This is a genomic window from Yersinia sp. FDAARGOS_228 (assembly GCF_002073315.2).
Classification (GTDB): Bacteria; Pseudomonadota; Gammaproteobacteria; order Enterobacterales; family Enterobacteriaceae; genus Yersinia; species Yersinia intermedia.
This window is the reverse complement of the sequence record NZ_CP020409.2, coordinates 3,869,689-3,895,988: the sequence shown is the minus strand read 5'-3', so window position 1 is coordinate 3,895,988 and position 26,300 is coordinate 3,869,689. Positions and strand designations below refer to the sequence as shown.

The following is a 26,300-nucleotide window of genomic DNA, read 5'->3' as shown; positions in this document are numbered from 1 at the left end:
TTCATTACCCCTTTAGCGCCGTCAGTTGTTTAACATCCAGCGTGTGCAGCGTGCGGTAAATCTTGCGCGCCATGAGCGTCATCACAATCACCGCGAAGATGGCATCGGTGGCAACGCCAATCTCGACCAATTCCGGTGCGCGGAAGGCCAGCAGCGCCAGCATCAGATGAGCCCCGTTCTCCATCAGGCAATAGCCAAAGATATTTTTCAGAATATTGCGTTGGGTAACGATACACAGCAGGCCAATCAGGAAATGCCCCAATGAGACAGCCAGCGCCGGTTTCAGTGCGCTGACCATGGGCAATTGCACCGGTTCAACCACGAAGTAGCTCAGCAAGATAATGATGGCAGCGATAAAAATCAGGCTGGCGGTACCAATGATGCCGCCATTGGCTTTTGGATCGTCCATTTGGCGAAAAGCGCGATACATAATCCACGGCACCAGCACCACCTTGGTAACAAAGGCACTCAGCGACCACAGGTACAGCTCGTGGGCACCCAAGGTTTCAGCCAGTACCAGAAAAATCAACACCAGTACCAGTGACTGCAAGGCATAAAGCAGCGCCGAAGTGGCGGGTTTCTTTGCGATGATTACCAGTAGTGAGGTAATGATCAGCAGCCCTGCGAGGTTATTTACGACCAAATTATTGACAAAAAGTGTTCCGGTCATTTTCTACTCCCTTATCCGAGCCAGGCGACAGCAATAAAGCTTGAGCACACCGACATAATCACCAGAATCACCAACACCCCCTGCATGGCCAGTGGCAGTGGTTTGGCGCTGGCGACCTCTGGTGATGGTTTGCCGGGCACGGTTTGCCCGAACCAGTAGAGGAACCAGCCAAAACTCGCCACCGATTCAAGTAGCGCCAGCACCAGCAGAGGTATCAGTAGCCAATGTTCGTGAGAGAGCGAGAAGCCAGCGGCAAAAATAGGGAATTTGCTGAAGAAGCCATTAAAAGGTGGCACCCCAGTGATTGCCAGTGCAGCGACACAAAACCCTACGCCCAGCAGTGGCATTTTGCCCATGATGCCTTTGAGTTTTGGCAACATACGGGTACCGCAGCTATAACTCAGCGCACCGGCCACTAAGAAGAACAGACTCTTGGCAAACGCATGGTTAAAGATGTAGGCAATGCCGCCATCAAAGGCCATTTTTGAGCCATAGATAGCCAACGACAGAGCGAAGAAGATGTAAGACAACTGGGTGATGGTGGAGTAGGCCAGCAGCCGCTTCATATCTTTTTGTGGCAGATACATAAAGAAGCCATAGATCAGCGTAATCACGGCCATCACCATGCCCACGGTGCCAATTATTTGGGGTACATCGCCAGCGGAATAAATGGCGCGGGCAAAGATATAAACCCCCACTTTGACCATCGAAGCGGCGTGCAGATATGAACTGACAGGTGTCGGGGCTTCCATCGCATCCGGTAACCAGATATGCAGTGGCAACTGGGCGGATTTCCCCCACGCGGCAAACAGGATGCCGCCGAACACAATGATTTTGGTGCTGTTATCCAATTGCGCCAGTGCCGTTAGGGCAAAGGTGCCGGTATTAACCAGCAACACCGCTGCCGCCAGATACAGGCCAATAGCCGCAACATGGGTTACCAGCAGCGCTTTGAGTGCCGAGCGCAGTGACTTCTGACTCTGGTAGTAACCAATTAATCCCCACGAACAACCGCCGGTGATTTCAAAGAAGAACAACTGACCCAGCAGAGTGGATGACAATACCAACCCGGCCATTGCACCGATAAATACCAGCAGCAGGGCGTAGTAGCGGTTAGTGCCTTCGTGCGGGTGCTCGCGATTACCCAGGGTCAGATAACCGGTGGAATAGATACTGACCAACAGCCCAAGAAAGACGACGGCGAAAGCAATCAAGGTACTGATGCGGTCGATAGTCAGGCCAAACAGCGCCATATCGCCGTAGTGAATCAGATCAACCGTGACATCAATCTTCCCGCCACTTAAGTAGATATAGGCCAGCAACACGGTCCCGAGGGTTGCCAGTAGTGAAAAGAAAGTACAGGACCATTTCGCCCATTGCTGTGGCAAGCAGGCCGTGAGGATGGCACCGGCAAATGGGACCAGAATGGTCGCAAGGGCGATGTTCATTAGGGCGATATTCATAAGAGCCATGTTCTCCATGATGGGTTTATTAGCTCCTTAAAGACCTGTGAGATAGAAAACCAGGGACAAGGCGGCAACACCAAACCCCAGCCAGGTAACACGGGAGGTCAACAGGAAGCGCCCACGGGCGATACTGTTTTCCACGATGGAGGCCAGTACAAACACCACCACCAGCTTGATAATGCAGGCCAGTAGCGCCCACATCAGGCCAAATCCAGTGAGCACCGCCAGCTTGCCGAACGGGATAAACACGGCGAGGAACAGTTGTGCCACCACCACTTGTTTCAGGCTGATGCCCCATTTGACCAGGCCCAGCGCGGCACCTGAGTATTCGGTTAGCGGCCCTTCTTGTAACTCTTGCTCAGCTTCGGCGACATCAAACGGGATTTTGCCCATCTCGATAAACACGGCGAAACCACAGGCCAGTAACGCCAGCGCGGTAGCGGTCGGCGATTGCCAGTGGCCGGTCGAAAGTGCAGTACTGATGGTGCCGATATTGGTCGAACCGGCGATTAACCCCACCACCAGTAGCGACAGAATCAGTGTCGGTTCCACCAATACACCGAGGGTTAACTCACGGCTGGCCCCGATACCGGCAAAGATGCTGCCGCAGTCCAGACCGGCCAGTGAGAAGAAGAAGCGGAACAGCGCGAACAGATAAAGCAGGGTGATCAGGTCACCCGCCACGCCAAATGGCGATGCCAGCGTGAAAATGGGCAGCGCCATTGCAATCAGCAACATGCTGCCTAATAACACATAAGGCATCAGGCGGAAGATGATGCCTGCGTTAGCCGGTGCTACATCCTGGCGTTTTAACAGTTTGGCTAAATCACGATAGTCTTGTAGCACACCTGGCCCACGGCGCGAGTGCATTCGGGCTTTTACCATGCGCGAAATACCCGACATCAATGGTGCCAGCGCCAGCATGAAAAGCGCCTGCCCAATGGCGAAGGCAATCATAGAGACCGCAGGCATATCAGTAGTTGGCATTGCTCGTCTCCTTAAATAGCCGCGATTATCAGCAGGGTAACCAGTGCGGCGACCACATACAGACAGTAGAGGCGGAAATCACCCTGTTGCAGCCATTGAATACGCTGGCTGAGCCATTGGATCAGGCGAATAAGCGGGGCCACAATTTTGTCGTCCCATAGCGGCTCTACCCGTCCGGCACCATTGACCGAGTGCTCAAGAGCACGTTGCATCATCGGTGCGGGATCGAGTGTTTTACGCATTCGATAGAGTGGGGCAAACATCATCCGCAAGGGTTGAGTAAAACCACCGGCGGAGACAGTCATTGCTTGTTCGTAGGCATAACCACAGGCCCATGGGTCACCGCCATGGCGGAATGCCAGACGGCTGCCTTTGTAGAGGCTGGCTATCAGTAAAATCACCAGTGGCAGGATTAATAAGCCGAAGAAGATGTAGAGGGTAGACAGCATCGCTTGAGAACTGTGTTGTGGGAACAACACCGCCCCTTGTGCAACCTGTAAAGTCTGCGCCTCAGGGGCCGCTATCAGGCTGCTGGCAATGCGGGCAATCACCGGTGCTACCTGGGTGGCACCAATCCCCAATGCCAGGCACAGCAGGGCTAGCAACAGCATGGCTGCCGTCATTGGCCACGGGACTTCCCGCGCCTGTGCGGCTTTTTCTGTGCGCGGCAGGCCGCAGAAGCTAATGCCGTAGACTTTAACGAAGCACATGGCCGCCAGCGCGCCGGTAATCGCCAACATGACAATGGCAATCGGTCCGGCCAGACGAATAATAAATCCGCCATCTTTGGTCATGGTAAATAGCGATTGATAGGTGAACCATTCACTGACAAAACCATTGAAGGGTGGCAGTGCTGAAATTGCCATACATCCCACCAGAAACGCCAGTGCGGTATACGGCATCATCCTTGCCAGCCCACCCATCTTTTCCATATCTTTGGTGTGCACCCGGTAGATGACAGCGCCAGCGCCAAGGAACAATAGTCCTTTGAAGACCGCATGGTTAAGCAGATGGTAGAGTGCACCCAATAGGCCAAGGGCGGCCAATACCGGCTGGTGGCCCGCGATACCTATCATGCCGACCCCAACGCCCATCAGAATAATGCCGATGTTTTCAACCGTGTGATAAGCCAGCAACCGTTTGATATCGTGCTCGGCTAATGCATACAGCACTCCCAGTACCGACGACACTGCACCAAAGGCCAGCACCACCACTCCCCACCACATTTGGCTGGCACCGAGTAAGTCGATACCTACCTTGATGATGCCGAAGATACCAATTTTTACCATCACGCCGGACATCAAGGCCGAAGCATGAGATGGGGCTGCGGGGTGGGCGCGCGGGAGCCAGCCATGTAACGGTAGCATCCCGGCTTTGGCACCAAAACCGAAGAAAGCCAGCAGGAAGATAGCGGAAGCTATTACCGGTTCTGGATGCACCTGCCGGAAGGCGGCAAATTCCAGACTGCCGCTTTGGCGGTACAATAAGAAGAAGGCAATCATGATTAACACGGAACCGGCGTGGGCAATCAGGAAGTAGAGCAGGCCCGCGCTAATAGCATCGTCGTCTTGATCGGAAATCACCAGGAAGTAGGAAGCCAGTGACATCATTTCAAAGAAAATAATAAAGTAGAAGGCGTTATCCACTACCACCAGTGCCACCATCGAGGCGATGAATAGGTTCATAAATACCCCCATTCCCCACGCTCCACGCCCTTTGTATTCCTGCACATAGGCCAGTGAATACAGCGAAGTGACGACCACCAGCAGTGAAATGACCATCAGCATAAAGGCCGCCAATGGATCAAGGCGCAGGCTGAATGCCGCGAAGGGGAATGGCCCGGCGGTGATAAAGGTAATGATATCGCCCCCCAGTAAGGTTGGCGCGGCGGCAAACAAGCCAGCGACCCCACCCAGCAAGGAAGCCAGCCCAGCGGCATAAATCGCCAGCGTTTCGCGACGGGCCAAAAGTAGCGAAAGTAGCGCACCAGCCAGATAGAGCAGTAAGGAGAGCCACAGTAGCTCCAGAGAGTTCATCATCTTTTCTGCTCCTCGTGAGAGAGGGTGGGCGAACTGTCCCCGGTGATAAAGGGCAGGTCGTTGGCAAACCCACGGGCCGCAGCGAGCCGTTTAGCCTGATTGGCTTGCTCGATGCTGTGTTCATCCACCAACATCAGCGCGTTAGTGGGGCAGACCCGTACACATTCCGGTCCCTGTGGTTGGAAGCTACATAAGTCACACTTCACCGCAATGGCACGAACACCGGCGGTCCAGGCCAGGAACGGGTTCATATTGGCCGGGCTGAATGGCACATCAGACAGCTCGGTCATCGGAATATATTCAGGAAAGCTCTCCGGCACGGCTAATGGCTTACTGCCAGCGGGCGTAATTGCGCCAAACGGGCAGGCGATACCACAGAGCTTGCAGCCGATGCAGGTGGTTTCATCCAACTCAACGGCGTTATTGGTCAACGTGATGGCATTGACCGGACAAACTCGCGCGCACCATGCATCCTCACAGTGGCGACAGAGGATCGGTGCGGTGACCGTGGCATTACGCATCACGGTCAATCTGGGGTGCTCTTGTAAACCCTTGGCTTTATGCACCTGGCTGCAAGCAGCCATGCAGGTATTGCATCCAATACAAAGCCTCGACTCCGCAATGACAAAGCGGTTCATAGCCATACCCTCCGGGACAAAAATCTGGTGACAGTCAGGCTGATAGCAATCATTTCTAAGCTGCAAAGCATATTCTGTGCCAGTACGCCTGCTGCAGCTGCAAAAGAGCGGTGAAGGCACGCCTGCTGTGCATTGGGGCGAGGTCAGTAAAGCGCGGAGATTTATACGGCGGTGAAAATGGCGTAATTGCGGTGGTTAAGTGTCGACATTAGTGACGAAACCGCCGCTCATCAGTGACACTTCGACAGTGATTGCTGACTTTAACCCTCTGGTTGCGGCTACATCTAAATAATAGTGTCATTTATTAGTTAGTTAGGTTTGGTGTTGCTTTGGTGGAAACCAGCGCGTGGCTGGCATCTTCTTTGCATTGCTATTGTCATGGATACGCCACAGGAGCAGCACGGTCATGCATGAAATAACCTTGTGCCAGAATGCTATTGCCATGATGGAACAGCAGGCCCGTTTACATGGCGCGCAGCGAATTACCGGGGTGTGGCTGGAAACGGGCGCATTTTCCTGCGTCGAACCGCAGGCATTAGAATTCTGTTTTGAGTTGGTATGCCGAGGCACGCTGGCGGAAGGTTGTGTGCTGCATCTTAGCCAGCAGCCATCACAGGTGTGGTGCTTTGATTGCCAGCAGCAGATTAATTTGCTGAGTAGCAAAGTGACTCGTTGCCCGTTGTGTGCCGGGAGCCATTTGCGCATCGGTTCATCTGATGATGGCGTCATACTTAAGCGGTTGGAGGTGGAATGAATTTACTTTTTTTAACTGAAATTGTGCGATTGAATGGCGCAGAGGTCAGGCTATGTGTATAGGCATCCCCGGTCAAATTGTCGCATTGGATGAAACTCAGCCTGGTACAGCCTGGGTGGATGTGTGCGGTGTGCGGCGTTCGGTGAATATCATGCTGGTGGCTGGCGACTCACAGGCCTGCCTGGCATTAATCGGCCATTGGGTGTTGGTGCATGTTGGGTTTGCCATGAGCCGGCTGGATGAAGAGGAAGCGTTGGAAACATTGCAGTTGTTACAGCAGATGGGGGAGGTTGAGAGTGATGTCGGGGCGTTTTTGGGGCAAAGGGGGTAACCGGGCTGGTATATTATTAAAAGCAGGAGCGGATTACTTTCGGTTGCCAGAGCTTCACGGCTCACGCGAAATATTACTGCTGTTTGCGGTGCTCTCCGGCAGTTTGCAGGCTAATGCGCCCATGTGGCTCATTCGGCCTGCAATCTTTGTCGGTAATATTCCTGATTGCGCTTAACGTCAAAATCCAATCCAATATCAAAAGTTAATTCAACATCATGGTGCTGGTGCTGGTGCTGGTGCTGGATTTTTCGGTTTTTCTTCTGCCAGCCGGTGTTCCAGCTCAACCAATTGTTCTGGTGAAACGGCCGGATAACCTTGTGCGTCATCGGGGATCACATGTACCGCCGGAATGGGAATTAATGGCCCAAGGAAGCGTGGTTCACGTTTCAGAATATAGAGATCCGACAATGCGCCGAGACGGGCAAAAATCTCACGCACTCGCACATTGAGCATATCCTTCGGTGACGGCACAGCAAAACACTGCGCCTGAATGCCCATATGGAGGGCGATAAACAGTGCTCGTTCGCAATGGAAACGTTGGGTAATGATAATAAAATCGTTAGTATCAAATACCTTACGGGTGCGCACGATGGAGTCCAATGTACGGAAACCTGCGTAATCCAGCACGATATCAGCGGGGGCGACACCGGCGGCGATCAGGTCGCGGCGCATGGTCATCGGCTCGTTATAACTTTGCAGTGCATTATCACCACTAAGCAATAAATAACTGACTTTACCGCTGTTATAGGCGTTTATCGCCCCTTGAATCCGGTATTGATAAAACTGATTTATACCGCCAGTACGGTAATACTTGGCAGTACCCAAGACCACACCAACCTGCCGGTGGGGCAAGTCTTGTAGCTCATCGTAGATAAAGGGGGCCGTTTTCCAGCTAATCCAGCGATCGAGCACAATAGCTGTCACCATCAGCAACCCTGCGATGATAATTAAGCTAATAATCAGGCGTTTCCACATTCTTAGGCCTTTGATGCATTCAATCCACTGGTCATATTGTAAGGCTACTGTACCTGCCCATGTTGCGCAATACATATCCCCTTCGTCCTTGAAGCTACAGCGTTGTTGGCTTGCCGCCTGGCTGTAACTCCAATGCCTTTGGGTATTATCTTCGTCCTTGAAGCTACAGCGTTGTTGGCTACGCGCTCTAACCCGAATCACTGACCTGAGTAGCTCATCGGGACGAATATCGAGTATGTGTTTGCTGGTGGATAACCGGCGCACGCAAAACATGAGCCGGTTACTATTTAGAACGATGTGCGCTTATAAGTGCGGTACTGCGGTTGCCAATAGTTATGCTCAATGGCTTTTTTCAGTGCTTCTTCTGAGGTCACAATGGCGACACCTTGCAACTGCGCCGCTTTACCCACCTGCATTGCAATGCTTTTTGACACCGCCTGAATATCGTCGATACGCGGCAGTAATGCTCCTTCACCATTCAACGCTAGTGGTGAACACTCAGCCAATGCACGGCTGGCAGCCATCAACATACCGTCGGTCACCCGCCGTGCACCCGATGCCAGCACACCCAAGCCAATCCCTGGGAAGATATAAGAGTTATTGCATTGTGCAATTGGATACAGCTTTTCTTTATAACTAACCGGTGAGAATGGGCTACCTGTGGCGACCAGTGCGGCACCATCGGTCCAGTTAATAATGTCTTCTGGCCGTGCTTCAACCCGCGATGTTGGGTTAGACAATGGCATCACAATAGGCCGTGGGCAGTGTTGGTGCATCTCACGGATCAGCTCTTCAGTAAATAACCCTGGCTGACCTGATACACCAATCAGCACCGTCGGCTTGGCGTTGCGCACCACATCCAGCAGTGAAATGGAGTCGCTGGCCAGATTCCAGCTTTGTAGCGAATCACTTTTTTGCACCAGTTTACTTTGGAAATCTAATAAGTTAGGTAGCTTGTCAGTCAACAGACCAAAACGGTCAACCATAAAGACTCGCGCCCGGGCCTGATCTTCACTCAGACCTTCTGAAATCATCTGCGCAATGATCTGTTCAGCAATACCGCAACCTGCTGATCCGGCACCGAGGAAAGTAACGGTTTGGTCGCGTAACTGGCTGCCTGCGGCACGGCTGGCGGCAATCAGACTGCCCAGAGTGACCGCTGCGGTACCCTGAATATCATCATTGAAACAACACAGTTCGTCACGGTAGCGGTTCAGCAGCGGGGTAGCATTGTTCTGCGCAAAATCTTCAAACTGCAACAACACATTTGGCCAGCGACGTTTGACCGCCTGAATGAATTCGTCAACAAAAGCATAATATTCATCACCGGAAATACGCGGGTGACGCCATCCCATATACAGTGGGTCATTCAAGCGTTGCGGGTTGTTGGTCCCCACATCTAACACAACTGGCAATGTATAGGCTGGGCTGATACCGCCACATGCGGTATACAGCGATAATTTACCAATGGGGATGCCCATGCCGCCAATGCCCTGATCACCAAGGCCGAGAATGCGCTCACCGTCAGTTACCACGATAACTTTCACGTTCTGTTTGGTGGCATTTTGTAACATATCGTCAATGTGTGCGCGGTTCGGGTAAGAGATAAATAACCCGCGCGCACGGCGATAGATATCAGAGAAGTGTTCACAAGCCTCGCCAACTGTTGGCGTGTAGATAATCGGCATCATCTCGCTGAGATGGGCATCCAGCAGGCGATAAAACAGAGTCTCATTGGTATCTTGAATGTTACGCAGATAGATGTGCTTATCGTCGTCGTTTTTGAAATCTTGATACTGGCGGTAAGCGCGCTCAGCCTGTTCTTCAATAGTTTCAACCGCTTCAGGCAACAAACCGTGTAAGTTAAAGTGGTTGCGCTCATCATTAGTAAAAGCGCTGCCTTTGTTGAGAAGAGGGAATTCCAACAGAATCGGGCCAGCGTAGGGGATATAGAGGGTGCGCTTACTTTCGTATTCAAGTTCCATGAGTTTTACTCTTAAATGACTATGGGTATAGACAGTAATTGTTACCCCGATCCTAAAAGATAAGAGAAATATGTACAGCTTTTGTTAGTTAAATATGTCTGTAATCGGTAAAAATGCGAGGCATCTTGCAGATTTAGCTGAGCAGTTTAGCGCAACCGGGTGTCATTCGTTGCGGGATCTTGCGGTGCTATAATGGGCATCGCTCAGGCCGGTTGATGGCATGGAATACGAGATGATTGATCAGATCGCACACGCGGGAATGCGTTTCACCGCTATTTAAGGGAATAGGCGGGATTAGCATGATAACCGGGGGTTAGCAATGTAACCCCCGATTGGTGGGGCATTATTTCGGCAAAAACGTCATGTGTTTTACATCATCGCAACCCAAGGCCGCCAGTGTTGCCAGTGTGGCATCCCACTGAGTCAGCGCCGGGTTACTGCCCTCAATCAATACTGCACGGCGAATTGCAGCGCAATCCCCACCGGTAATGTTGGTCAGGATCAATGCGGCTTGCAGTGGGGGCAGGCTGGGGTTGAAGGCGGCATTTTCTGCATAACGGCCCACATAGATAGTGCCATCTGCCGCTTCCAATGCAATACCGCTATGAGCGTTGCTATACGGGGCATGACTCCGGTTCGCGCCTTCAAGGGCTGCCTGAGTTAGCGCATCGGTTTCAGCCACGGTGTAGCCATGAAACACCGGATCCATCAGCAGAGTGGTGATATCCAAGTCTTTTGGGCCGAAAGAATCTGGTAAATAATGTCCGAGGGTTGCGGCAGGGCGGCCCGGTAAATGGATATGTAGGTCGGTTCCGCTATTCAGTTCATTCATAAACTGGCGGCAATGACCACAAGGGGTGTAATTAACGGTAATTGCGACCAGGCTGGCTTCGCCGCGTAACCAGGCATGAGTCACCGCACACTGCTCGGCATGAATGGTTTGCTGTAGCGGAACGCCGCTAAACTCCATATTGGCACCAAAATAGAGATTGCCACTGCTCCCCTGCGCGATAGCACCAACCATAAAATGAGAGATTGGCGCGAGCGCACACGCGGCGGCCAGCGGCAACAACGCGAATGCTAACGCATTGTCATCTAACCCACTGATGCTTTTTACCGTTTCCACTTGTTTCGCTGTCAGCATGGCAGGGAAATCGTTTGCGCTCAGAATAGGTTCAAGTGCAGATTGCAGTGAAGCGGGCAGCTTAGCCCAAGGGGCTTGAAAACGTGCTTGCATAGGGGTCTCTCCAATAGTAACGGGAAACTATTTTAGGCAGCTTAGGGGCTTCTTGATGTGATTTAGATCTCGTTACCAATGAAATTGATGCAAGTAAAACTCCAAATGAGAGATGTATCTCAAATTTAAACCTGAAAACGGGCGGCATTTTACCTTGTAACTGTAGGCCCTAATGCGCGTCAGGGAGCCACATTGTTAGCCGAACAAATGGAGCAACACCGGGAACAGGAAAGGAGCTAACAATGAAGTGATAATCCCGCAGATTACCAGTGCCAGCGAGCTAAATGCACCTTCCTGAAAGTCCATTTCAGCACAACGGGCGGTGCCCAACGCATGTGAGGCGGTACCCATGGCTAACCCCCGCGAGGCTTTAGTCGTTATCTTTAATAAATTCAGTAAGCTATGCCCAAACACTGCGCCCAAAATACCGACAAAAATTACGCATACTGCGCTGATGGCGGGTAAGCCATGGATAGACTCAGCGACGGCCATGGCAATGGGGGTGGTGACAGACTTAGGTAATACTGAAGCCGCAATCTCAGGAGTTGCCCCCATCCACAGGGCGACAGCCGTACCGCTGACCATGGCGGTAATACTGCCAATAAAACAGATACTGATAATGGATTTCCAGCGGGCGCGAATTTGGTGCAACTGTTCATACAACGGGAAAGCCAGCGCCACCACCGCAGGTTGCAGTAAGTCATTTAATACTTTGCTGCCAGCAAAATAGTTGGCATAGGGCATATGTGTGACCAGCAGCAATGGAATGATAACAACCATGGATATCAATAATGGGTTAAGCAGCGGCATTTTCAGCCAGCGTGCTAAACGGCGCGCACCAAAGAACACGATTAAGGTCAGTGGCAGTGACCACCATAAATTGCTGATCATTTGTCGTCCTCTGTATGGGTAGGAGAACCAATGACTTTGCGTTCGCGGTGAACATAATGAGAACTGTAAGCCACCACCAACATCACAATTAGGGTGCTGACAAAGCAGGAAACCACGATGGGGCCGAACTGTTTAGTGAGTTGGTCGTAGTACTGCATCACACCGACACCGATTGGCACAAACAACAGCGCCATATAGCGGATCAGTAGATGGCAACCGGGTTTTACCCAAGTTGAGGGCAAGATCTGGGACGCCAGCAGAGCAAACAGAATCAGCATCCCAATGATACTGCCGGGGATGGTGATAGGTAGCAACAAGGCCAAAGCTTTACCTGCCCATAAGCACAGATAAATAATGGCGAAAGCCCGCAGGTACTGCCAGCAAAGTGAAGTCACATTGCGCATAGAAAAGGTCCTGAGTTACGGAATGCATTCATCATACAATTAAGTTTGATTATGTGCTAGCTGTCACACTATGAATAATAGACTCATCATGTATCAAGCTGTGAGCGTGGTGATTGCTACTACACACAACTTATTTGTAGGCTCTTTACTGCATCTTGGCACCTATTGGGTATGTTCTGATACCTGATGGGGGTTTTCTGCCTGCGTCTTAGCCAACCGATAGCCGCGATAGAAAAATGCCAGCCCTAAAATAGCCGCGATAATCAGCATATAGAACATCATCTGCGGTGCGGCCCAGGCGAGTAAGAAGCCACAAAGTATCGGGTTAATGGCTCCACCTAACTGGCCGAGATTCTGTACTCCATAGTAACTGCCTTTGAGATTCGCCGGAGCAATAAAATCGATAAACAAGTATTCGACTGGGATAACAATAATTTCGCCCAATGAGAAAATCGCCATTGCCAGCATCCATAGCGGAATTGAATCTTGAGCCGCCATAAATCCGAGCAGGCCAACGATGAAGAACAGGGTACCAAACATCAGCCAGCGCATTAAATTCTGTTGATTCATACGGCGACTTAATAAGTATTGTAGGGTAATCACAATGGTTGCATTAACGGTCATCACCGCCCCGATCACCTGATAGGCAAATTTCGCATCTGACACCGTAATCAGGTATTGGGATAAATAACCCGAGAATTGGCCAAAGACAATGGCACTGAGCATGCTGCCGAGGGTAAAGTAAATCAGCCGCTTATCACAACGTAAGATGGTAAATGTTTGGCGCAGATCCGGTACTGATTCGCTAGCTGAGCGTTCTGTTACCGACATATCGGTACTGCTTATTTTAAATTTCAACGCAACCGCTACCAGCAACGCCAATACGCCAGAAATGATAAAAGGCAATTGTGAGCCAAAACCAACCACCAAAACCCCCATCGCCGGACCTACCGCCCAGCCGACATTGACCAACGTGTAGTTAGCTGAAAAGGCTTTAATTCGTTCATTCACTGGCAGCCAATCAGCAAAGCAGGCTTTGAGTGCGATACTGTAAACCGAGTAGGCCGAATGCAGCAGCGCCAAAATCAGAATGATCCAGGCCGGATGCTCAATCCATGGCAAAGTGAAAAACGTGGCAGAAAACAGACTTATTGCGAGCAAAATCAAGCGCTTTTTATTGAATTTGTCCACCAGATAGCCGCCATATAAGCTAGTAAAAATACCTAACGTTAAACTTGCCCCTAACACCAGCCCGACTTTATCGGGAGCCAACTGAAAATGCTCAGCCAAATAGATAGTTATAAAAGGCAGGGTGATGGCTCGCCCAATAGTCAGGACTAGCGAAGCAATCAGCAAATTGGTGACTCGTGATGGAAATCCTTTCATGGTGTTTTCTTTTTTAATTATTTGGATAATAAGGTGTATCTATGCGGATTATGTCTAATGAAAAGAACGGCTCGCACAGCGCTACGACAGTGGCTCAGCCAACTACATTAGACTATTGCGGCGATAAAGAGAGGGGGGGGGAGGAAAATTTTTTGCAAACAGCAGATCGACCTGAATCGATCTGCCATTAATTGATATCGCCAACGTCATGGGCATACCGCTAACGCAACAGTAACGGCAAGGACGAAGGGGATTATTAACCTAAATATTCGATGATGGACAGCCCAGCGTTATAATCGGTGCTATAGATAATCCCTTGTGCATCAACAAATACATCACATGACTGAATAACTTTTGGCCGACCAGGCCGTTTATCGACCATTTTTTCCGGGGCCGCAGGTACCAATGCACCCGTTTCCTTCGGTTGGTATGGGTTACTGATGTCGTAAGCGCGCACTCCGGCATTTTGATAGGTGGCAAAAATCAGTGACGAACTGATAAAGCTGCCTGGGCGGTTCTCATGCAGGTTATGCGGGCCAAAATGTGCCCCTTTTTTGACGTAATCCCGCTCATCCGGTACCGGAAAAGTTGAGATGCTCACCGGATTGCTTGGCTCGCGAATATCGAACAGCCAAATATGCTTTTCACCATCTTCCTGATTATCCAGTACCGCCTCATCCAGTACCACTAATAGGTCGCGGTCTGGTAATGGGAGTGCGGTATGGGTACCGCCGCCAAAGGGAGGGCTCCAGTTGCGATGACTTATTAGTTTCGGCTCATGCCGATCAGCGACATCCAGCAGGGTCAGGCCACCATCGCGCCAACTGCCATAGGCTGTATCACCGCTGATAATGGCATGATGCAATGCGTAACGTTTGCCTTCTGGCCAGCTTGGTTGCTCACCCGCTGCAGTGTGCATACCAGGTAAAGCATAACGCCCCGCCACCTGTGGTTTTTGCGGGTCAGCCAGATCAATGGTCAGGAAAATATAATCACTGTAACCATCCAGCAATGCAGAAACATAAGCCCAGCGGCCGCCCACATACCAGATACGATGAATACCAATACCATCAAGCGGCAGGAAGCTAATCTCACGCGGTTTATCCGGTATCGAAATATCAAAAATACGTAAACCGGCACACCAACTGCGGCCTTCCTGCCGGGTACTGACGGTTTGTGCCACCGAGCGGGTGTAATAGACTTTCTCTTGCGCAAAACTGGCGTCAGCAAACAGGTCGCGGGCGTTAATCACCAGCAGCAGGTCATCATGGACTTGTAAGTGTACGTTCCAGGTATTGGGGGGGGCGGCGATAAAACCTGCCGGGCGCGGATTTTTTGCATCCCGCACATCAATAATTGATACCCCTTGCGATACCATATGGCCGACATAGGCATAGCCACGGTGCACCATTACCTGTACGCCGTCCGGTTTACCGCCTTGATTGCTATGGCCAATCAGCCGCATATTGCGGCTGTATTCTGGTTGTGGCAAGGAAGCTTGCGTTGCCATTTATTTCACTCCCAGTCGGTTAGATTTACTGGCCGTTTTTGGCGGCAAGGGTGGCGAACCATGGTGAGTTGAAATCATCGGATTGACCCCAGCCCGGAATAATTTTACTTAACCCTGCCACGTTAACCGGGCCGGGTTGACTGGCTAACAAGGCTTGTGGAATAGACGCAGCCCGGAATTCATAGCTGGCTGGTGTCTCTTCCCCCGCAATCTTCTTGGCAACTAAACGCAAGTTAATGGCCCCAATCAGTTTAGGATCGACGGCAACACTGACTTTCCATGGGCTATTGGCTTCACGCATCAGTTGTAAATCCTGATTCGATATATCAATGCTGTAGAGTTTGATCTCAGTACGGCCATTCTCCTGTAAGGCTTTATAAGCGCCTTGAGTAAAGGCATCCCATGTTCCCCAGATTGCGTCGATTTTGCCTTTCGGATATTTTGCCAAAACGGCACCGACTTTATTGGCAGTATCACCCTGCACATCAGAAGACACAGCCCCGATAGATTCCAGTTCATGAATACCCGGATTCTGTTTTAACAGTGCCTGATAAGCGGCCTGGCGGCGCTCCATCGGTGGGAAACCGGCAACCCAAAGCTTGATGATATTGGCTTTACCGTTGAAGTCTTTAACCAATTGACCAAAGGATTCATTGGTCAGGGAGGCATCATCCTGTTGAGTGACGGTCAGGCCGGGAATATCACCCTGAATAGCGGTATCGAACACCGATACCGCAATGCCGCTGGCTGCAATTCGTTTGACCAGTTCGGTTGAATACGGGTCACGCCCCTGAGAGAGAATGATTCCGTCATATTTTTGGCTGATGGCCTGATTCACAAAGTCTTGAAAACGGGCGTCGTCACCGTTGCTCAAGAAGGTATCGACTTTGAAACCGAGCTTTTTGCCTTCTTTCAATACACCAGACAAAAACTGAGTAGTGTTATCATCTGATCCCAGGTTACGGATCACCGCAATTTTAATCTGCCCTGGATGTTTGGCGATAGCATCCGGGATCGGGGCTACCGTGGCGGTGTCCGCTGCGAATACCGGCAGCGCTGTCAGCAGGCTCAAGGCCAGCAAAGGGAAAGCAATTTTTTTCATCCGAAACTCCGTCATGGTGTCGATAAGTTAGGCAAAATGAGTATTATCTTCGTTGTTATGGCTATCTTTGTGTCTAGACGTCTATTTGTCGCTGTACAGCATCATAACCATAACTATTTTGATTAGGAATTAACTTTGTTATGAATTTTTGGATCGGGTTATATCTTTTAGTTTGGATGGCTTAAATAAGCAGCAAAATAGGACTAAAGGATTATTATGGTGTGAGGCAATAGGGTTAATAACCTTTCTATTACAAAGGCTTATTTTTATCGTGAGTATTCCCTTATTTTTATTAGGATTAATTTTTTATTTCGTTGTTTGCTCAGGACTGATACCCTAATGAAAATGCGTAGTAATCAATAATTGAGGCTCAATATCCATAATATAGGATGGGTTTTGCAATTTTAAAGTTAATGATATTTAAAGGATTAAAGTCACTATGGAAAAAGTTAGCAGTCTATATAAATTCAGGCAGGGACGTGCTGATGGCGCACAACTGAATTTTAGCTGTTTTACCTATAAAAACATCTATTTTTATCTGTCACGCAGTGAGTTTTTATTTCTATTTTTTCGCTATTTATTAGCATTAATGGTACTCATTTTTTTAATACTAATACTATTTCCTGATTTAGCAGATGAAGTCTTGTCTTTGTCGATTCAGGCTTTTCCCGCCGTCTACTCAGTCGTCTTATTGCTGCCTTGTCTCAATCGGTTAATCTACCAAAATCTGACGCCTTATTGGTTGGTTTTTCATATTTTCCCCATTATTGAAATGGTTTTATATACTCCAGTTACCTCATTTTTATCAGATTTATTTTTTCTATATCTGATATTTATCAATATTTATGATGTGAAACTACCTGCTTGCGAACGGAAAAAACAATTTGCTGCTGCTAAGGCGGAAGAGTATCCGTTTGGTCTCACTATCGTTTGCTTTAGTACATTGTATATAAGTTTCTTTCTGTTATTTGAACTGGATGATGCCATTATTTCACTGATGCTACTATCGTGGATTTTCTTTTTACTGGCCAAATGGCATTGGCCAGTTGTGATGCTAAATTTATTAGGCGCTCTTGGCATATTTTGGTTTTTTGCATCAGGTTTTGTCGAGATGAAACATCATAAGAATATTATTGTTAACGCGCTAATTAAGGTTTCCTTGCTGGACAGTATTCTGTTTCTTATTTTCTCATTAAGCTTATTTATTAATATGTTATTTTGGTTGGAGGCATGGCAACGGGATCGGTTGTCAACCGTCACCAACATCGAGTGATAAAAAATGCCGGCTGGGTTTCCCCTGACCGGCATTTTGGCTATTGCCTGACAATTTAATTATTCCCTGACAACCACTTTCGTCAGGGAACGGCGTCATACATCAAATCACTTCACTTGCATGCCAGGTTGGGCACCACTGTCTGGGCTGAGCAGGAAGATATCTTTACCGCCAGGGCCTGCCGCCATCACCATGCCTTCTGAAAGACCGAAGCGCATTTTACGTGGTGCCAGGTTAGCCACCATCATGGTCAATCGGCCTTCCAATACTTTCGGATCAGGGTACGCAGAACGGATGCCAGAGAAGACTTGGCGAGTTTGGCCGCCGATATCCAGAGTTAATTTCAATAACTTATCAGAGCCTTCAACAAATTCTGCCTGCTGAATCAGCGCAATACGCATATCCACTTTGGCAAAATCATCAAAACTGATGGTTTCCTGAATCGGAGAGTCAGCTAACGGCCCGGTGGCTATCACGGTGGGTGCCATATCCGCTTTAGACGAAGTAACCATTTCGTTAACTTTATCTAAATCGATACGGTTGAACAGAGCTTTAAAGGTATTGACCTGATGGCCTAACAGCGGTTGTTGAATGCTATCCCACGTCAGTTCGGTATTGAGGAAAGCCTCAGTACGTTCAGTCAGTGATGGCAACACCGGCTTCAGGTAAGTCATCAGCACGCGGAACAGATTGATACCTAAGGAGCAAACAGCTTGTAGGTCGGCATCGCGACCTTCTTCTTTCGCTATCACCCACGGGGCTTGTTCATCAACATAACGATTGGCAAGATCAGCCAGTGCCATGATTTCACGGATGGCTTTACCTGATTCGCGGCTGTTATAGGCATCTGCAATGCTGACAGCAGCATCGGTGAAGGTTTTATACAGCGCCGGATCGGCCAATTTATCGGCTAATTTACCGCCAAAGCGTTTATTGATAAAACCTGCATTACGCGAAGCCAAATTCACCACTTTGTTGACAATATCGGTATTAACACGCTGGACAAAGTCTTCCAGATTTAAATCGATGTCATCAATTCGTGAAGAGAGTTTCGCGGCGTAGTAATAACGCAAGCAATCGGCATCAAAGTGTTGCAGATAGGTGCTGGCTTTAATGAATGTGCCGCGTGACTTCGACATTTTCGCGCCGTTTACTGTGACATAACCATGAACAAAGATATTGGTCGGTTTGCGGAAATTGCTACCTTCCAACATGGCAGGCCAAAACAGGCTATGGAAGTAAACAATGTCTTTACCAATAAAGTGATAAAGATCGGTTTCAGAACCTTCACGCCAGAACTCATCAAAGTCCAGATCACCACGCTTGTCGCACAGGTTCTTAAACGACCCCATATAGCCGATTGGGGCATCCAGCCAGACGTAGAAATATTTACCTGGCGCATCCGGCACTTCAAAACCGAAGTAGGGCGCATCACGGGTGATATCCCACTGTTGTAGGCCAGACTCGAACCATTCCTGCATTTTGTTCGCGACTTGTTCTTGCAGTGCACCAGAACGCGTCCAGGCTTGCAACATGTCGCTGAAGGCTGGCAGGTCGAAGAAGAAATGCTCAGATTCGCGCATCACCGGCGTCGCACCGGAAACCGCCGACTTTGGATCGATAAGTTCAGTCGGGCTGTAGGTTGCGCCGCATACTTCACAGTTATCGCCATATTGATCTGGCGCTTTACACTTCGGACAGGTGCCTTTGACAAAACGATCAGGCAGGAACATGCCTTTCTCAGGGTCATAGAGCTGAGAAATGGTACGATTCTTGATATAGCCGTTCGCCTTCAAGCGGCTGTATATCAGGCTCGACAGTTCACGGTTTTCATCACTGTGAGTGGAGTGATAGTTATCATAACTGATAGCGAAACCGGCGAAATCCTGTTGGTGTTCCTGGCTCATTTCGGCAATCATCTGCTCCGGTTCGATACCCAGTTGCTGAGCTTTCAGCATGATCGGGGTGCCGTGGGCATCATCTGCACAGATAAAATGAACCTGGTTGCCGCGCATTCGCTGGAAACGGACCCAGATATCTGCCTGGATGTGCTCGAGCATGTGGCCGAGATGTATAGAACCGTTAGCGTATGGTAGCGCGGACGTCACCAATATTTTTTTCGCGACTTGAGCCATAGTGGGAAATTGCTTTCTTTATGTCGATTAAAGGGTCTTTGATGTTAACCGATATGCAAGCTTGCCGCTAGGGTAAGGCAACCCGCACTTTGCCTTAAGTCATAATCGGTTTACTTTGGTGACACAGGGGCAACTGAGTTCTGGTACACTATCTTTGGTTAATAACGATAAATTCAAGGAGCCGGGATGAGCCCAAAATCCCCCGAGCAGACCACCCCTGACCTGCTGCAATCACAAATTTCGAAGGTCCTTACGGCCTTTACTCACCCAACCTTGCAAAAGGATCTCCATACTCTGCGTGCTATCCACCATTGTGCCTTATTGGACAATGTGCTGCATATCGAGCTGGTGATGCCGTTTGCCTGGCAATATGGTTTTGATGCATTGAAAGAGTCGGTCAGCGCGGAATTGCTGGCAGTGACTGGTGCTACAGCTATTGATTGGAAGTTGTCGCATAATATCACCACACTCAAGCGTGCCAATGATCAGCCGGGTATCAAAGGTGTGCGTAATATTGTGGCCGTCAGCTCGGGTAAAGGTGGTGTGGGGAAATCCAGTACCGCCGTTAATCTGGCACTGGCATTGGCGGAAGAGGGGGCCAAAGTCGGTATTCTGGACGCCGATATTTATGGCCCTTCCATCCCCAATATGCTTGGTACCATGAATCAGCGGCCAACGTCCCCTGACGGTAAGCATATGGCACCGATCATGGCTCACGGTCTGGCGACTAACTCGATTGGTTATCTGGTCACTGATGAGAACGCTATGGTGTGGCGCGGCCCGATGGCCAGTAAAGCATTGATGCAGATGCTGCAAGACACCTTATGGCCAGATTTGGATTATCTGGTGATTGATATGCCGCCGGGTACCGGTGATATCCAGTTGACGTTGTCGCAAAACATTCCGGTGACGGGTGCGCTGGTGGTAACAACACCACAAGACATCGCTTTAATCGATGCCATGAAAGGCATTGTGATGTTTGAAAAAGTGCATGTGCCGGTGTTGGGTATTATTGAAAATATGAGCATGCATATTTGCAGTAATTGCGGCCATCTGGAGCCTATTTTCGGCACCGGCGGGGCGGAGAAACTGGCGCAGAAGTACCATTGCAAACTGTTGGGCCAAATTCCATTGCATATTTCTTTACGCGAAGACCTTGATCGCGGTGAACCAACGGTTGTTAGCCATCCTGACAGTGAATTTGCTGATATCTATCGCCAACTGGCATCAAATGTGGCGGCAGAAATGTACTGGCAAGGGGAAGCTATCCCAACGGAAATCTCATTCCGCGCGGTGTAACAGCCGCTAACACCCCTGCGGCGTCAAAGACGCAAAATTATACCCTGCGGCGTCAAAGACACAAAATCATACCCAAAGTCATTGGCGTTGCAGGTAGGCAGCAAACGAATAAATCCCGATGAGCTGACATAAGTCAGTGATTCGGGTGCGTGAGAGCCGCTAACACCCCTGCGGCGTCAAAGACGCAGGGTATAGTGCTGGCATCAAACCCGCTAACTCCTTATAATTGCCGCGCTCGAAGCACGTTACGTGCTTTGTCTCCCCTCACACTTCGTAATCAGGTCTTTAATTTTATGACTGACAAAGCACACCAGTGCGTCATTATCGGGATAGCGGGTGCTTCTGCCTCCGGGAAAAGTCTTATCGCCAGCACGCTGTATCGCGAATTACGCGAACAGGTAGGTGACCAACATATCGGCGTTATTCCTGAGGATGGTTATTATAAAGACCAGAGTCATCTGTCGATGGAAGATCGGGTCAAAACCAACTATGACCACCCGAGTGCCATGGACCACAACTTATTGCTGGAGCATTTGCAATCGTTGAAAGCAGGCAAGCCGGTTGAATTGCCACTTTACAGTTACACTGAGCACACCCGTAAAAAAGAAACCGTCCATTTAGAACCGAAAAAAGTGATTATTTTGGAAGGGATCTTGTTGTTAACGGATCTCCGCCTGCGTCAGGAAATGAATTTTTCTATCTTTGTTGATACTCCGTTGGATATCTGCCTGATGCGCCGTATGAAGCGCGATGTCAATGAACGCGGTCGTTCAATGGACTCGGTAATGGCGCAATACCAGAAGACAGTGCGCCCAATGTTCCTGCAATTTATAGAACCGTCCAAGCAATATGCTGACATTATCGTTCCACGCGGTGGTAAGAACCGAATTGCGATCGATATTCTAAAAGCGAAAATCAGTCAGTTCTTTGAGTAATGTTCGTCTGGACCTTTGCTTCTTAATATGGCAGCTTGCGTAGTAGGTAAGCTGTAACATGCGAATTTTGATGGAGATTTTAGCAATGAGACTGTGCGATCGTGACATAGAAGCCTGGCTGGACAGCGGTAAGTTAGGCATTGATCCTCGCCCACCGGTAGAACGTATCAATGGTGCCACAGTCGATGTTCGCTTAGGCAACCAATTCCGTGTCTTCAAGGGGCACACGGCGGCATTTATTGACTTAAGCGGTCCGAAGGATGAAGTCAGCGAAGCGCTGGAACGAGTCATGAGTGATGAGATCAATCTGCCGGAAGGGGAGGCATTTTTCCTGCATCCAGGGGAGTTGGCGCTGGCCGTGACACTAGAGTCGGTGACAATCCCTGATGACTTGGTTGGCTGGCTTGATGGCCGCTCCTCATTAGCTCGCCTTGGATTAATGGTGCATGTTACCGCACACCGTATAGATCCCGGTTGGCAAGGCAGGATTGTGCTGGAGTTCTATAATTCAGGTAAGTTGCCATTAGCGCTGCGCCCTGGGATGTTAATTGGCGCGCTGAGTTTTGAACCACTCTCCGGCCCGGCAGCTCGCCCTTATAATAGCCGTCAGGACGCAAAATATCGTGGTCAACAAGGCGCTGTAGCCAGTCGTATAGATAAAGACTAGCCATTTCTCGCTGGGAGTTTAGCCTGTTTGGACTTTTTAGCCTGATTAGACAAGAGGATGTCATGAGACGATTACTGACGACGTTAATTATCCTGCTGGTTGTGCTAGTTGCAGGGATGAGCGCATTAGTATTGCTGGTAAATCCTAATGACTTTCGTGCCTACATGGTCAAACAGGTAGAGAAAAAAAGTGGTTATCAGTTGCAACTGGAAGGGGATTTGCGCTGGCATGTTTGGCCACAGCTTAGCATTATTGCGGGCCGGACCGCACTGACCGCCCCAGGTGCAGCGGCACCGGTTATTAGTGCGGAAAATATGCGACTGGATGTCAAACTTTGGCCACTGTTATCGCATCAACTCGAGGTGAAACAGGTGATGCTGAAGGGGGCGGTTATCCGCTTGACGCTAGAGAGTGAGGCGCAACAACAGCCTGATGCCCCTGTTGCGCCATCCGGTAATGCACCGCTTAATGAGCAACGCGCCTGGAAGCTCGACATCAATAAAGTACAAGTTGCCGATAGCCTGTTGATTTGGCAGCGGACGGACAATGATCAAGTTAATGTTCGTGATATCAATCTTGAACTTCAACAAGATGCCCAACGCCAGGTACATATCTCTCTCTCCAGCCGTGTTAATCGTAATCAACGTGATGTCACTTTCTCAATGGTCGCCGATGCAGACATGCGCCATTATCCGCAGCAGTTCAGCGCCAATATCAGCCAATTCAGCTATAAATTGGAAGGCGCGGATATTCCGGTTGGCGGTGTGAGCGGCGAGGGGACATTACAAGCAAGCTATCAACACGATATTCAGCAACTATTGCTGAACCAACTGAGTTTTTCTGCTAATAACAACCAGTTGACGGGGACCGCCAGAGCCACCTTGGGCGAGGTACCCGATTATGTTATCAATTTGGCTGCTGACAATCTTAATCTGGACACTATCTTTGGGTGGGAACCTAAAAGTACAGTTGCCAGTAAAGAAACGCCCCGACAGTCTGCTGTGACCGCACCGGTGATCGCTATTCAGGCCGATGATGATGTCGGGCAGGACTTGCAGGCATTACGTGACTTTACGGCCCAAATATCACTAACGGCGAATAATCTGGTCTATCGGGCGATTAACGTCAGTCAGCTCAATCTTCAAGCCTCCAATCAGCGCGGTAAGGTAGAAATTAGCCGTTTAACCGGTAGTGCGGTTGAGGGGGATTTTTCGTTGCCAGGTTCATTGGATGTGACGGGCAAAAAGGTTCTGGCTGCCGTTAACCCAGTGATAAACCATATGCAACTGGGACCGGTTTTATTGGCCGCTGGCTTGCCACAGATGATGACAGGCAAGTTTTCCATGAAAGCGCAGTTGTCGGGGGATGGCATCACGGTTGATGCATTCAACCACCGCTGGCAGGGGGATGCGCAGCTCAGCATGAATAATGCACGACTGGAAGGGCTGAATATTCAGCAGCTTATTCAACAGGCGGTTACTCGCAGTTCCAGTGATGTCAAAGGTCAGGATCGCTATGAGCGTTATACTGAGGTTAAGCAACTACAGGCGAATCTGGCTTTGCACAGAGGCGCGATGAAAGTCAGCAATCTGAGTGCTGATTCTGCATTGATTTCCATTAAAGGTAACGGGTCACTTAATTTACCTGCACAGCAATGTGATATGGATCTGGCGGTGCGAGTGATGCAAGGCTGGAGCGGGCAAGATAGCCTGGTCAAAATATTGCAAAGCACCGATATCCCTCTGCGTATTTATGGTCCGTGGACTCAACTCAGTTATCAATTGGATGTCGAGCAGTTGTTGCGAAACGAATTACAGCAGCGAGCTAAAAAAGCACTTAATGATTGGGCTGAGCGGAATCAGCAAAGCCGTGGCAGCAAAGATCTTAAAAAGCTTATCGATAAGCTTTAATTTAATGACCTATTACCTCCGATAGGCGTGGCTGTTTATCGGGGGCAATAGCGGCATATTGTTATGTATTTGTTGTGTAACTGTTCGCCAACCTCGCCATTCAAAACATAAAATCCTCTCTCTTGCTCACAAACTACTATTTGTTTCTAAAATCTCTGCGAATCATTGATAGATGTCATAAACTCGCCGATGGACTTTGGGCAGAGTGCAGAGCCAATTATGTATTTTAACGATAATAATGCTGAAGCAATATTTAGCAACACACAGCAACAGGCAAGACTCAGAGAGGGTATATGTTAGATCTTTTGATTGGGATAGTCGTAGCCGTCGGTGTAGGCCGTTATATCATTAAAGGCTACTCAGCAACGGGTGTGCTGATGGTTGGTGGCTTACTGCTATTAATTATCAGTGCCTTGATGGGCAAGAATGTATTACCTGCCAGTGCAACATCAACGGGCTGGCGAGCGACGGACATTGTTGAATATGTCAAAATCTTGCTGATGAGCCGTGGTGGCGATCTTGGCATGATGATCATGATGTTATGTGGCTTTGCGGCTTATATGACTCATATTGGTGCCAATGATGTAGTGGTAAAAATTGCATCCAAGCCACTGCAAATGATCAACTCACCATACTTACTGATGGTTGCGGCTTATCTGGTGGCCTGCTTGATGTCGTTAGCGGTATCATCAGCGACCGGGTTGGGCGTGTTACTGATGGCGACACTGTTCCCAGTAATGGTTAACGTTGGTATCAGTCGGGGTGCCGCAGCCGCAATCTGTGCATCACCGGCGGCGATTATTCTAGCCCCAACATCAGGTGATGTGGTGCTGGCAGCGAAAGCCTCTGAGATGCCACTGGTGGATTTTGCTTTTAAAACCACTTTGCCTATTTCTATTGCTGCGATTGTCTGCATGGCTATCGCTCATTTCTTCTGGCAGCGCTATCTGGATAATAAAAGTCAGGAAAAGCATGAGATGATGGATGTTAATGACATCACCACCAATGCACCGGGCTTTTATGCCATTTTACCCTTTACCCCGATTATCGGTGTGTTGATATTTGACGGTAAATGGGGGCCGGAGCTGCATATCATTACGGTGTTGGTGATTTGTATGCTGATTGCCGCTGTCATTGAGTTCTTACGCAGTTTCAGCGCTAAAACGGTATTTACCGGCCTTGAAGTGGCTTATCGTGGTATGGCTGATGCGTTCGCTACCGTGGTGATGTTATTGGTTGCCGCTGGGGTATTCGCACAAGGGTTGAGTACCGTTGGTTTTATCAGTGGCCTGATTGGATTAGCTCAATCTTTTGGCACCGGTGGCATTATTATGATGCTAGTACTGGTGGTGATTACGATGCTGGCTGCCATGACCACTGGGTCAGGCAATGCGCCGTTCTATGCGTTTGTTGAACTGATTCCAAAGCTTGCAGCTCAAATGGGGATAAATCCAGCCTATTTGGTTATTCCGATGCTACAGGCTTCAAATTTAGGGCGTACTTTATCACCAGTTTCTGGCGTGGTGGTTGCAGTCGCTGGGATGGCAAAAATTTCACCTTTTGAAGTGGTAAAACGTACCTCGGTACCGGTTTTAGTTGGGTTGGTAGTGGTGATTGTTGCCACTGAAATCCTGGTGCCTGTGCACTTGTAATCGCCGCTTATTGCGACAAAAAAGCCGGGTAGATTACCCGGCTTTTGCACCAAA

General features: G+C 49.4%; 22 protein-coding genes. 8 read left to right on the top strand and 14 right to left on the bottom strand.

The annotated features are described in order from the left end of the window. Window positions 1-4: 4 nt before the first annotated feature. From hyfE to A6J67_RS18070, 5 genes are read right to left on the bottom strand one after another with little or no spacing between them, the layout of a single operon-like run. A complete protein-coding gene (gene hyfE, locus A6J67_RS18090; protein ID WP_005187625.1) occupies window positions 5-670 on the bottom strand; it encodes a hydrogenase 4 membrane subunit in 666 nt (221 codons plus the stop codon). A gap of 11 nt (window positions 671-681) precedes the next feature. Beyond that, window positions 682-2,133 (bottom strand): hydrogenase 4 subunit D, encoded by a 1,452-nt coding sequence (locus tag A6J67_RS18085; protein ID WP_005187634.1) that lies wholly within the window; start codon window positions 2,131-2,133, stop codon window positions 682-684. A gap of 36 nt (window positions 2,134-2,169) precedes the next feature. Continuing rightward, window positions 2,170-3,123, bottom strand: coding sequence for a respiratory chain complex I subunit 1 family protein (locus A6J67_RS18080; protein WP_005187639.1), 954 nt, complete (start codon window positions 3,121-3,123; stop codon window positions 2,170-2,172). 11 nt (window positions 3,124-3,134) lie between these two features. Then, entirely contained in the window at window positions 3,135-5,162 is a 2,028-nt protein-coding gene (hyfB, locus tag A6J67_RS18075; protein ID WP_080608309.1) for a hydrogenase 4 subunit B, read from the bottom strand. Beyond that, window positions 5,159-5,800, bottom strand: a complete 642-nt coding sequence (locus A6J67_RS18070) for a 4Fe-4S dicluster domain-containing protein (RefSeq protein WP_032906844.1) — start codon at window positions 5,798-5,800, stop codon at window positions 5,159-5,161. The genes hyfB and A6J67_RS18070 overlap by 4 nt, the downstream gene beginning before the upstream one ends. Before the next feature lie 406 nt (window positions 5,801-6,206). Here A6J67_RS18070 and hypA point away from each other — a divergent pair, with 406 nt between their 5' ends. After that, the gene (gene hypA, locus A6J67_RS18065; protein WP_050297521.1) at window positions 6,207-6,554 is read left to right on the top strand and encodes a hydrogenase maturation nickel metallochaperone HypA; all 348 of its coding nucleotides are present in this window, start codon (window positions 6,207-6,209) and stop codon (window positions 6,552-6,554) included. Window positions 6,555-6,606: 52 nt separating this feature from the next. Further along, window positions 6,607-6,885, top strand: a complete 279-nt coding sequence (locus A6J67_RS18060; RefSeq protein ID WP_005187654.1) for a HypC/HybG/HupF family hydrogenase formation chaperone — start codon at window positions 6,607-6,609, stop codon at window positions 6,883-6,885. 213 nt (window positions 6,886-7,098) lie between these two features. On the opposite strand, the gene sanA is transcribed toward A6J67_RS18060, so the two are convergent. From sanA to A6J67_RS18015, 8 genes are all read right to left on the bottom strand, one after another. After that, entirely contained in the window at window positions 7,099-7,860 is a 762-nt protein-coding gene (gene sanA, locus A6J67_RS18050; RefSeq protein ID WP_005187660.1) for an outer membrane permeability protein SanA, read from the bottom strand. 287 nt (window positions 7,861-8,147) lie between these two features. After that, complete coding sequence (locus A6J67_RS18045) at window positions 8,148-9,845, bottom strand: NAD-dependent malic enzyme (protein ID WP_050297520.1); 1,698 nt, start codon at window positions 9,843-9,845, stop codon at window positions 8,148-8,150. 343 nt (window positions 9,846-10,188) lie between these two features. Then, window positions 10,189-11,082, bottom strand: coding sequence for a cytidine deaminase (gene cdd, locus A6J67_RS18040; RefSeq protein WP_005187666.1), 894 nt, complete (start codon window positions 11,080-11,082; stop codon window positions 10,189-10,191). 195 nt (window positions 11,083-11,277) lie between these two features. Next, window positions 11,278-11,973 carry a CidB/LrgB family autolysis modulator gene (locus A6J67_RS18035; protein WP_032906846.1) on the bottom strand — a complete coding sequence of 232 codons (696 nt, stop codon included), beginning with the start codon at window positions 11,971-11,973 and terminating at the stop codon, window positions 11,278-11,280. Further along, on the bottom strand, window positions 11,970-12,377 hold the full coding sequence (locus tag A6J67_RS18030) for a CidA/LrgA family protein (protein WP_005187673.1): 408 nt from the start codon (window positions 12,375-12,377) through the stop codon (window positions 11,970-11,972). Before A6J67_RS18030 ends, A6J67_RS18035 begins: the two co-directional genes overlap by 4 nt. A 162-nt stretch (window positions 12,378-12,539) precedes the next feature. Beyond that, window positions 12,540-13,763 (bottom strand): MFS transporter, encoded by a 1,224-nt coding sequence (locus tag A6J67_RS18025; protein ID WP_005187675.1) that lies wholly within the window; start codon window positions 13,761-13,763, stop codon window positions 12,540-12,542. 256 nt (window positions 13,764-14,019) lie between these two features. After that, entirely contained in the window at window positions 14,020-15,273 is a 1,254-nt protein-coding gene (locus tag A6J67_RS18020) for an LVIVD repeat-containing protein (protein ID WP_005187678.1), read from the bottom strand. Window positions 15,274-15,298: 25 nt separating this feature from the next. Continuing rightward, window positions 15,299-16,375, bottom strand: a complete 1,077-nt coding sequence (locus A6J67_RS18015) for a sugar ABC transporter substrate-binding protein (RefSeq protein WP_032906847.1) — start codon at window positions 16,373-16,375, stop codon at window positions 15,299-15,301. A gap of 439 nt (window positions 16,376-16,814) precedes the next feature. Between A6J67_RS18015 and A6J67_RS18010 the strand changes: the two genes are divergently transcribed. Continuing rightward, the gene (locus A6J67_RS18010; protein ID WP_072088652.1) at window positions 16,815-17,648 is read left to right on the top strand and encodes a hypothetical protein; all 834 of its coding nucleotides are present in this window, start codon (window positions 16,815-16,817) and stop codon (window positions 17,646-17,648) included. Between the two features lie 107 nt (window positions 17,649-17,755). Here A6J67_RS18010 and metG read toward each other — a convergent pair whose 3' ends face one another. Next, window positions 17,756-19,783, bottom strand: coding sequence for a methionine--tRNA ligase (gene metG / locus A6J67_RS18005; protein ID WP_042569460.1), 2,028 nt, complete (start codon window positions 19,781-19,783; stop codon window positions 17,756-17,758). Between the two features lie 186 nt (window positions 19,784-19,969). Between metG and apbC the strand changes: the two genes are divergently transcribed. The 5 genes from apbC (at window position 19,970) to dcuC (ending at window position 26,246) form a co-directional block, all read left to right on the top strand. Beyond that, window positions 19,970-21,082, top strand: coding sequence for an iron-sulfur cluster carrier protein ApbC (gene apbC / locus A6J67_RS18000; protein ID WP_005187694.1), 1,113 nt, complete (start codon window positions 19,970-19,972; stop codon window positions 21,080-21,082). Window positions 21,083-21,375: 293 nt separating this feature from the next. Beyond that, on the top strand, window positions 21,376-22,017 hold the full coding sequence (udk, locus tag A6J67_RS17995; RefSeq protein ID WP_005187697.1) for a uridine kinase: 642 nt from the start codon (window positions 21,376-21,378) through the stop codon (window positions 22,015-22,017). Between the two features lie 85 nt (window positions 22,018-22,102). Further along, the gene (dcd, locus tag A6J67_RS17990; RefSeq protein ID WP_050297519.1) at window positions 22,103-22,684 is read left to right on the top strand and encodes a dCTP deaminase; all 582 of its coding nucleotides are present in this window, start codon (window positions 22,103-22,105) and stop codon (window positions 22,682-22,684) included. A gap of 62 nt (window positions 22,685-22,746) precedes the next feature. After that, complete coding sequence (gene asmA / locus A6J67_RS17985) at window positions 22,747-24,594, top strand: outer membrane assembly protein AsmA (RefSeq protein WP_050297518.1); 1,848 nt, start codon at window positions 22,747-22,749, stop codon at window positions 24,592-24,594. A gap of 293 nt (window positions 24,595-24,887) precedes the next feature. Further along, window positions 24,888-26,246, top strand: a complete 1,359-nt coding sequence (gene dcuC, locus A6J67_RS17980) for an anaerobic C4-dicarboxylate transporter DcuC (RefSeq protein ID WP_005187706.1) — start codon at window positions 24,888-24,890, stop codon at window positions 26,244-26,246. Window positions 26,247-26,300 lie beyond the last annotated feature (54 nt).

Coding starts and splice junctions, on each gene's coding strand:
- hyfE (WP_005187625.1), bottom strand. CDS start 670: ATGACCGGAACACTTTTTGTCAATAATTTGGTCGTAAATAACCTCGCA.
- A6J67_RS18085 (WP_005187634.1), bottom strand. CDS start 2,133: ATGAATATCGCCCTAATGAACATCGCCCTTGCGACCATTCTGGTCCCA.
- A6J67_RS18080 (WP_005187639.1), bottom strand. CDS start 3,123: ATGCCAACTACTGATATGCCTGCGGTCTCTATGATTGCCTTCGCCATT.
- hyfB (WP_080608309.1), bottom strand. CDS start 5,162: ATGATGAACTCTCTGGAGCTACTGTGGCTCTCCTTACTGCTCTATCTG.
- A6J67_RS18070 (WP_032906844.1), bottom strand. CDS start 5,800: ATGAACCGCTTTGTCATTGCGGAGTCGAGGCTTTGTATTGGATGCAAT.
- hypA (WP_050297521.1), top strand. CDS start 6,207: ATGCATGAAATAACCTTGTGCCAGAATGCTATTGCCATGATGGAACAG.
- A6J67_RS18060 (WP_005187654.1), top strand. CDS start 6,607: ATGTGTATAGGCATCCCCGGTCAAATTGTCGCATTGGATGAAACTCAG.
- sanA (WP_005187660.1), bottom strand. CDS start 7,860: ATGTGGAAACGCCTGATTATTAGCTTAATTATCATCGCAGGGTTGCTG.
- A6J67_RS18045 (WP_050297520.1), bottom strand. CDS start 9,845: ATGGAACTTGAATACGAAAGTAAGCGCACCCTCTATATCCCCTACGCT.
- cdd (WP_005187666.1), bottom strand. CDS start 11,082: ATGCAAGCACGTTTTCAAGCCCCTTGGGCTAAGCTGCCCGCTTCACTG.
- A6J67_RS18035 (WP_032906846.1), bottom strand. CDS start 11,973: ATGATCAGCAATTTATGGTGGTCACTGCCACTGACCTTAATCGTGTTC.
- A6J67_RS18030 (WP_005187673.1), bottom strand. CDS start 12,377: ATGCGCAATGTGACTTCACTTTGCTGGCAGTACCTGCGGGCTTTCGCC.
- A6J67_RS18025 (WP_005187675.1), bottom strand. CDS start 13,763: ATGAAAGGATTTCCATCACGAGTCACCAATTTGCTGATTGCTTCGCTA.
- A6J67_RS18020 (WP_005187678.1), bottom strand. CDS start 15,273: ATGGCAACGCAAGCTTCCTTGCCACAACCAGAATACAGCCGCAATATG.
- A6J67_RS18015 (WP_032906847.1), bottom strand. CDS start 16,375: ATGAAAAAAATTGCTTTCCCTTTGCTGGCCTTGAGCCTGCTGACAGCG.
- A6J67_RS18010 (WP_072088652.1), top strand. CDS start 16,815: ATGGAAAAAGTTAGCAGTCTATATAAATTCAGGCAGGGACGTGCTGAT.
- metG (WP_042569460.1), bottom strand. CDS start 19,783: ATGGCTCAAGTCGCGAAAAAAATATTGGTGACGTCCGCGCTACCATAC.
- apbC (WP_005187694.1), top strand. CDS start 19,970: ATGAGCCCAAAATCCCCCGAGCAGACCACCCCTGACCTGCTGCAATCA.
- udk (WP_005187697.1), top strand. CDS start 21,376: ATGACTGACAAAGCACACCAGTGCGTCATTATCGGGATAGCGGGTGCT.
- dcd (WP_050297519.1), top strand. CDS start 22,103: ATGAGACTGTGCGATCGTGACATAGAAGCCTGGCTGGACAGCGGTAAG.
- asmA (WP_050297518.1), top strand. CDS start 22,747: ATGAGACGATTACTGACGACGTTAATTATCCTGCTGGTTGTGCTAGTT.
- dcuC (WP_005187706.1), top strand. CDS start 24,888: ATGTTAGATCTTTTGATTGGGATAGTCGTAGCCGTCGGTGTAGGCCGT.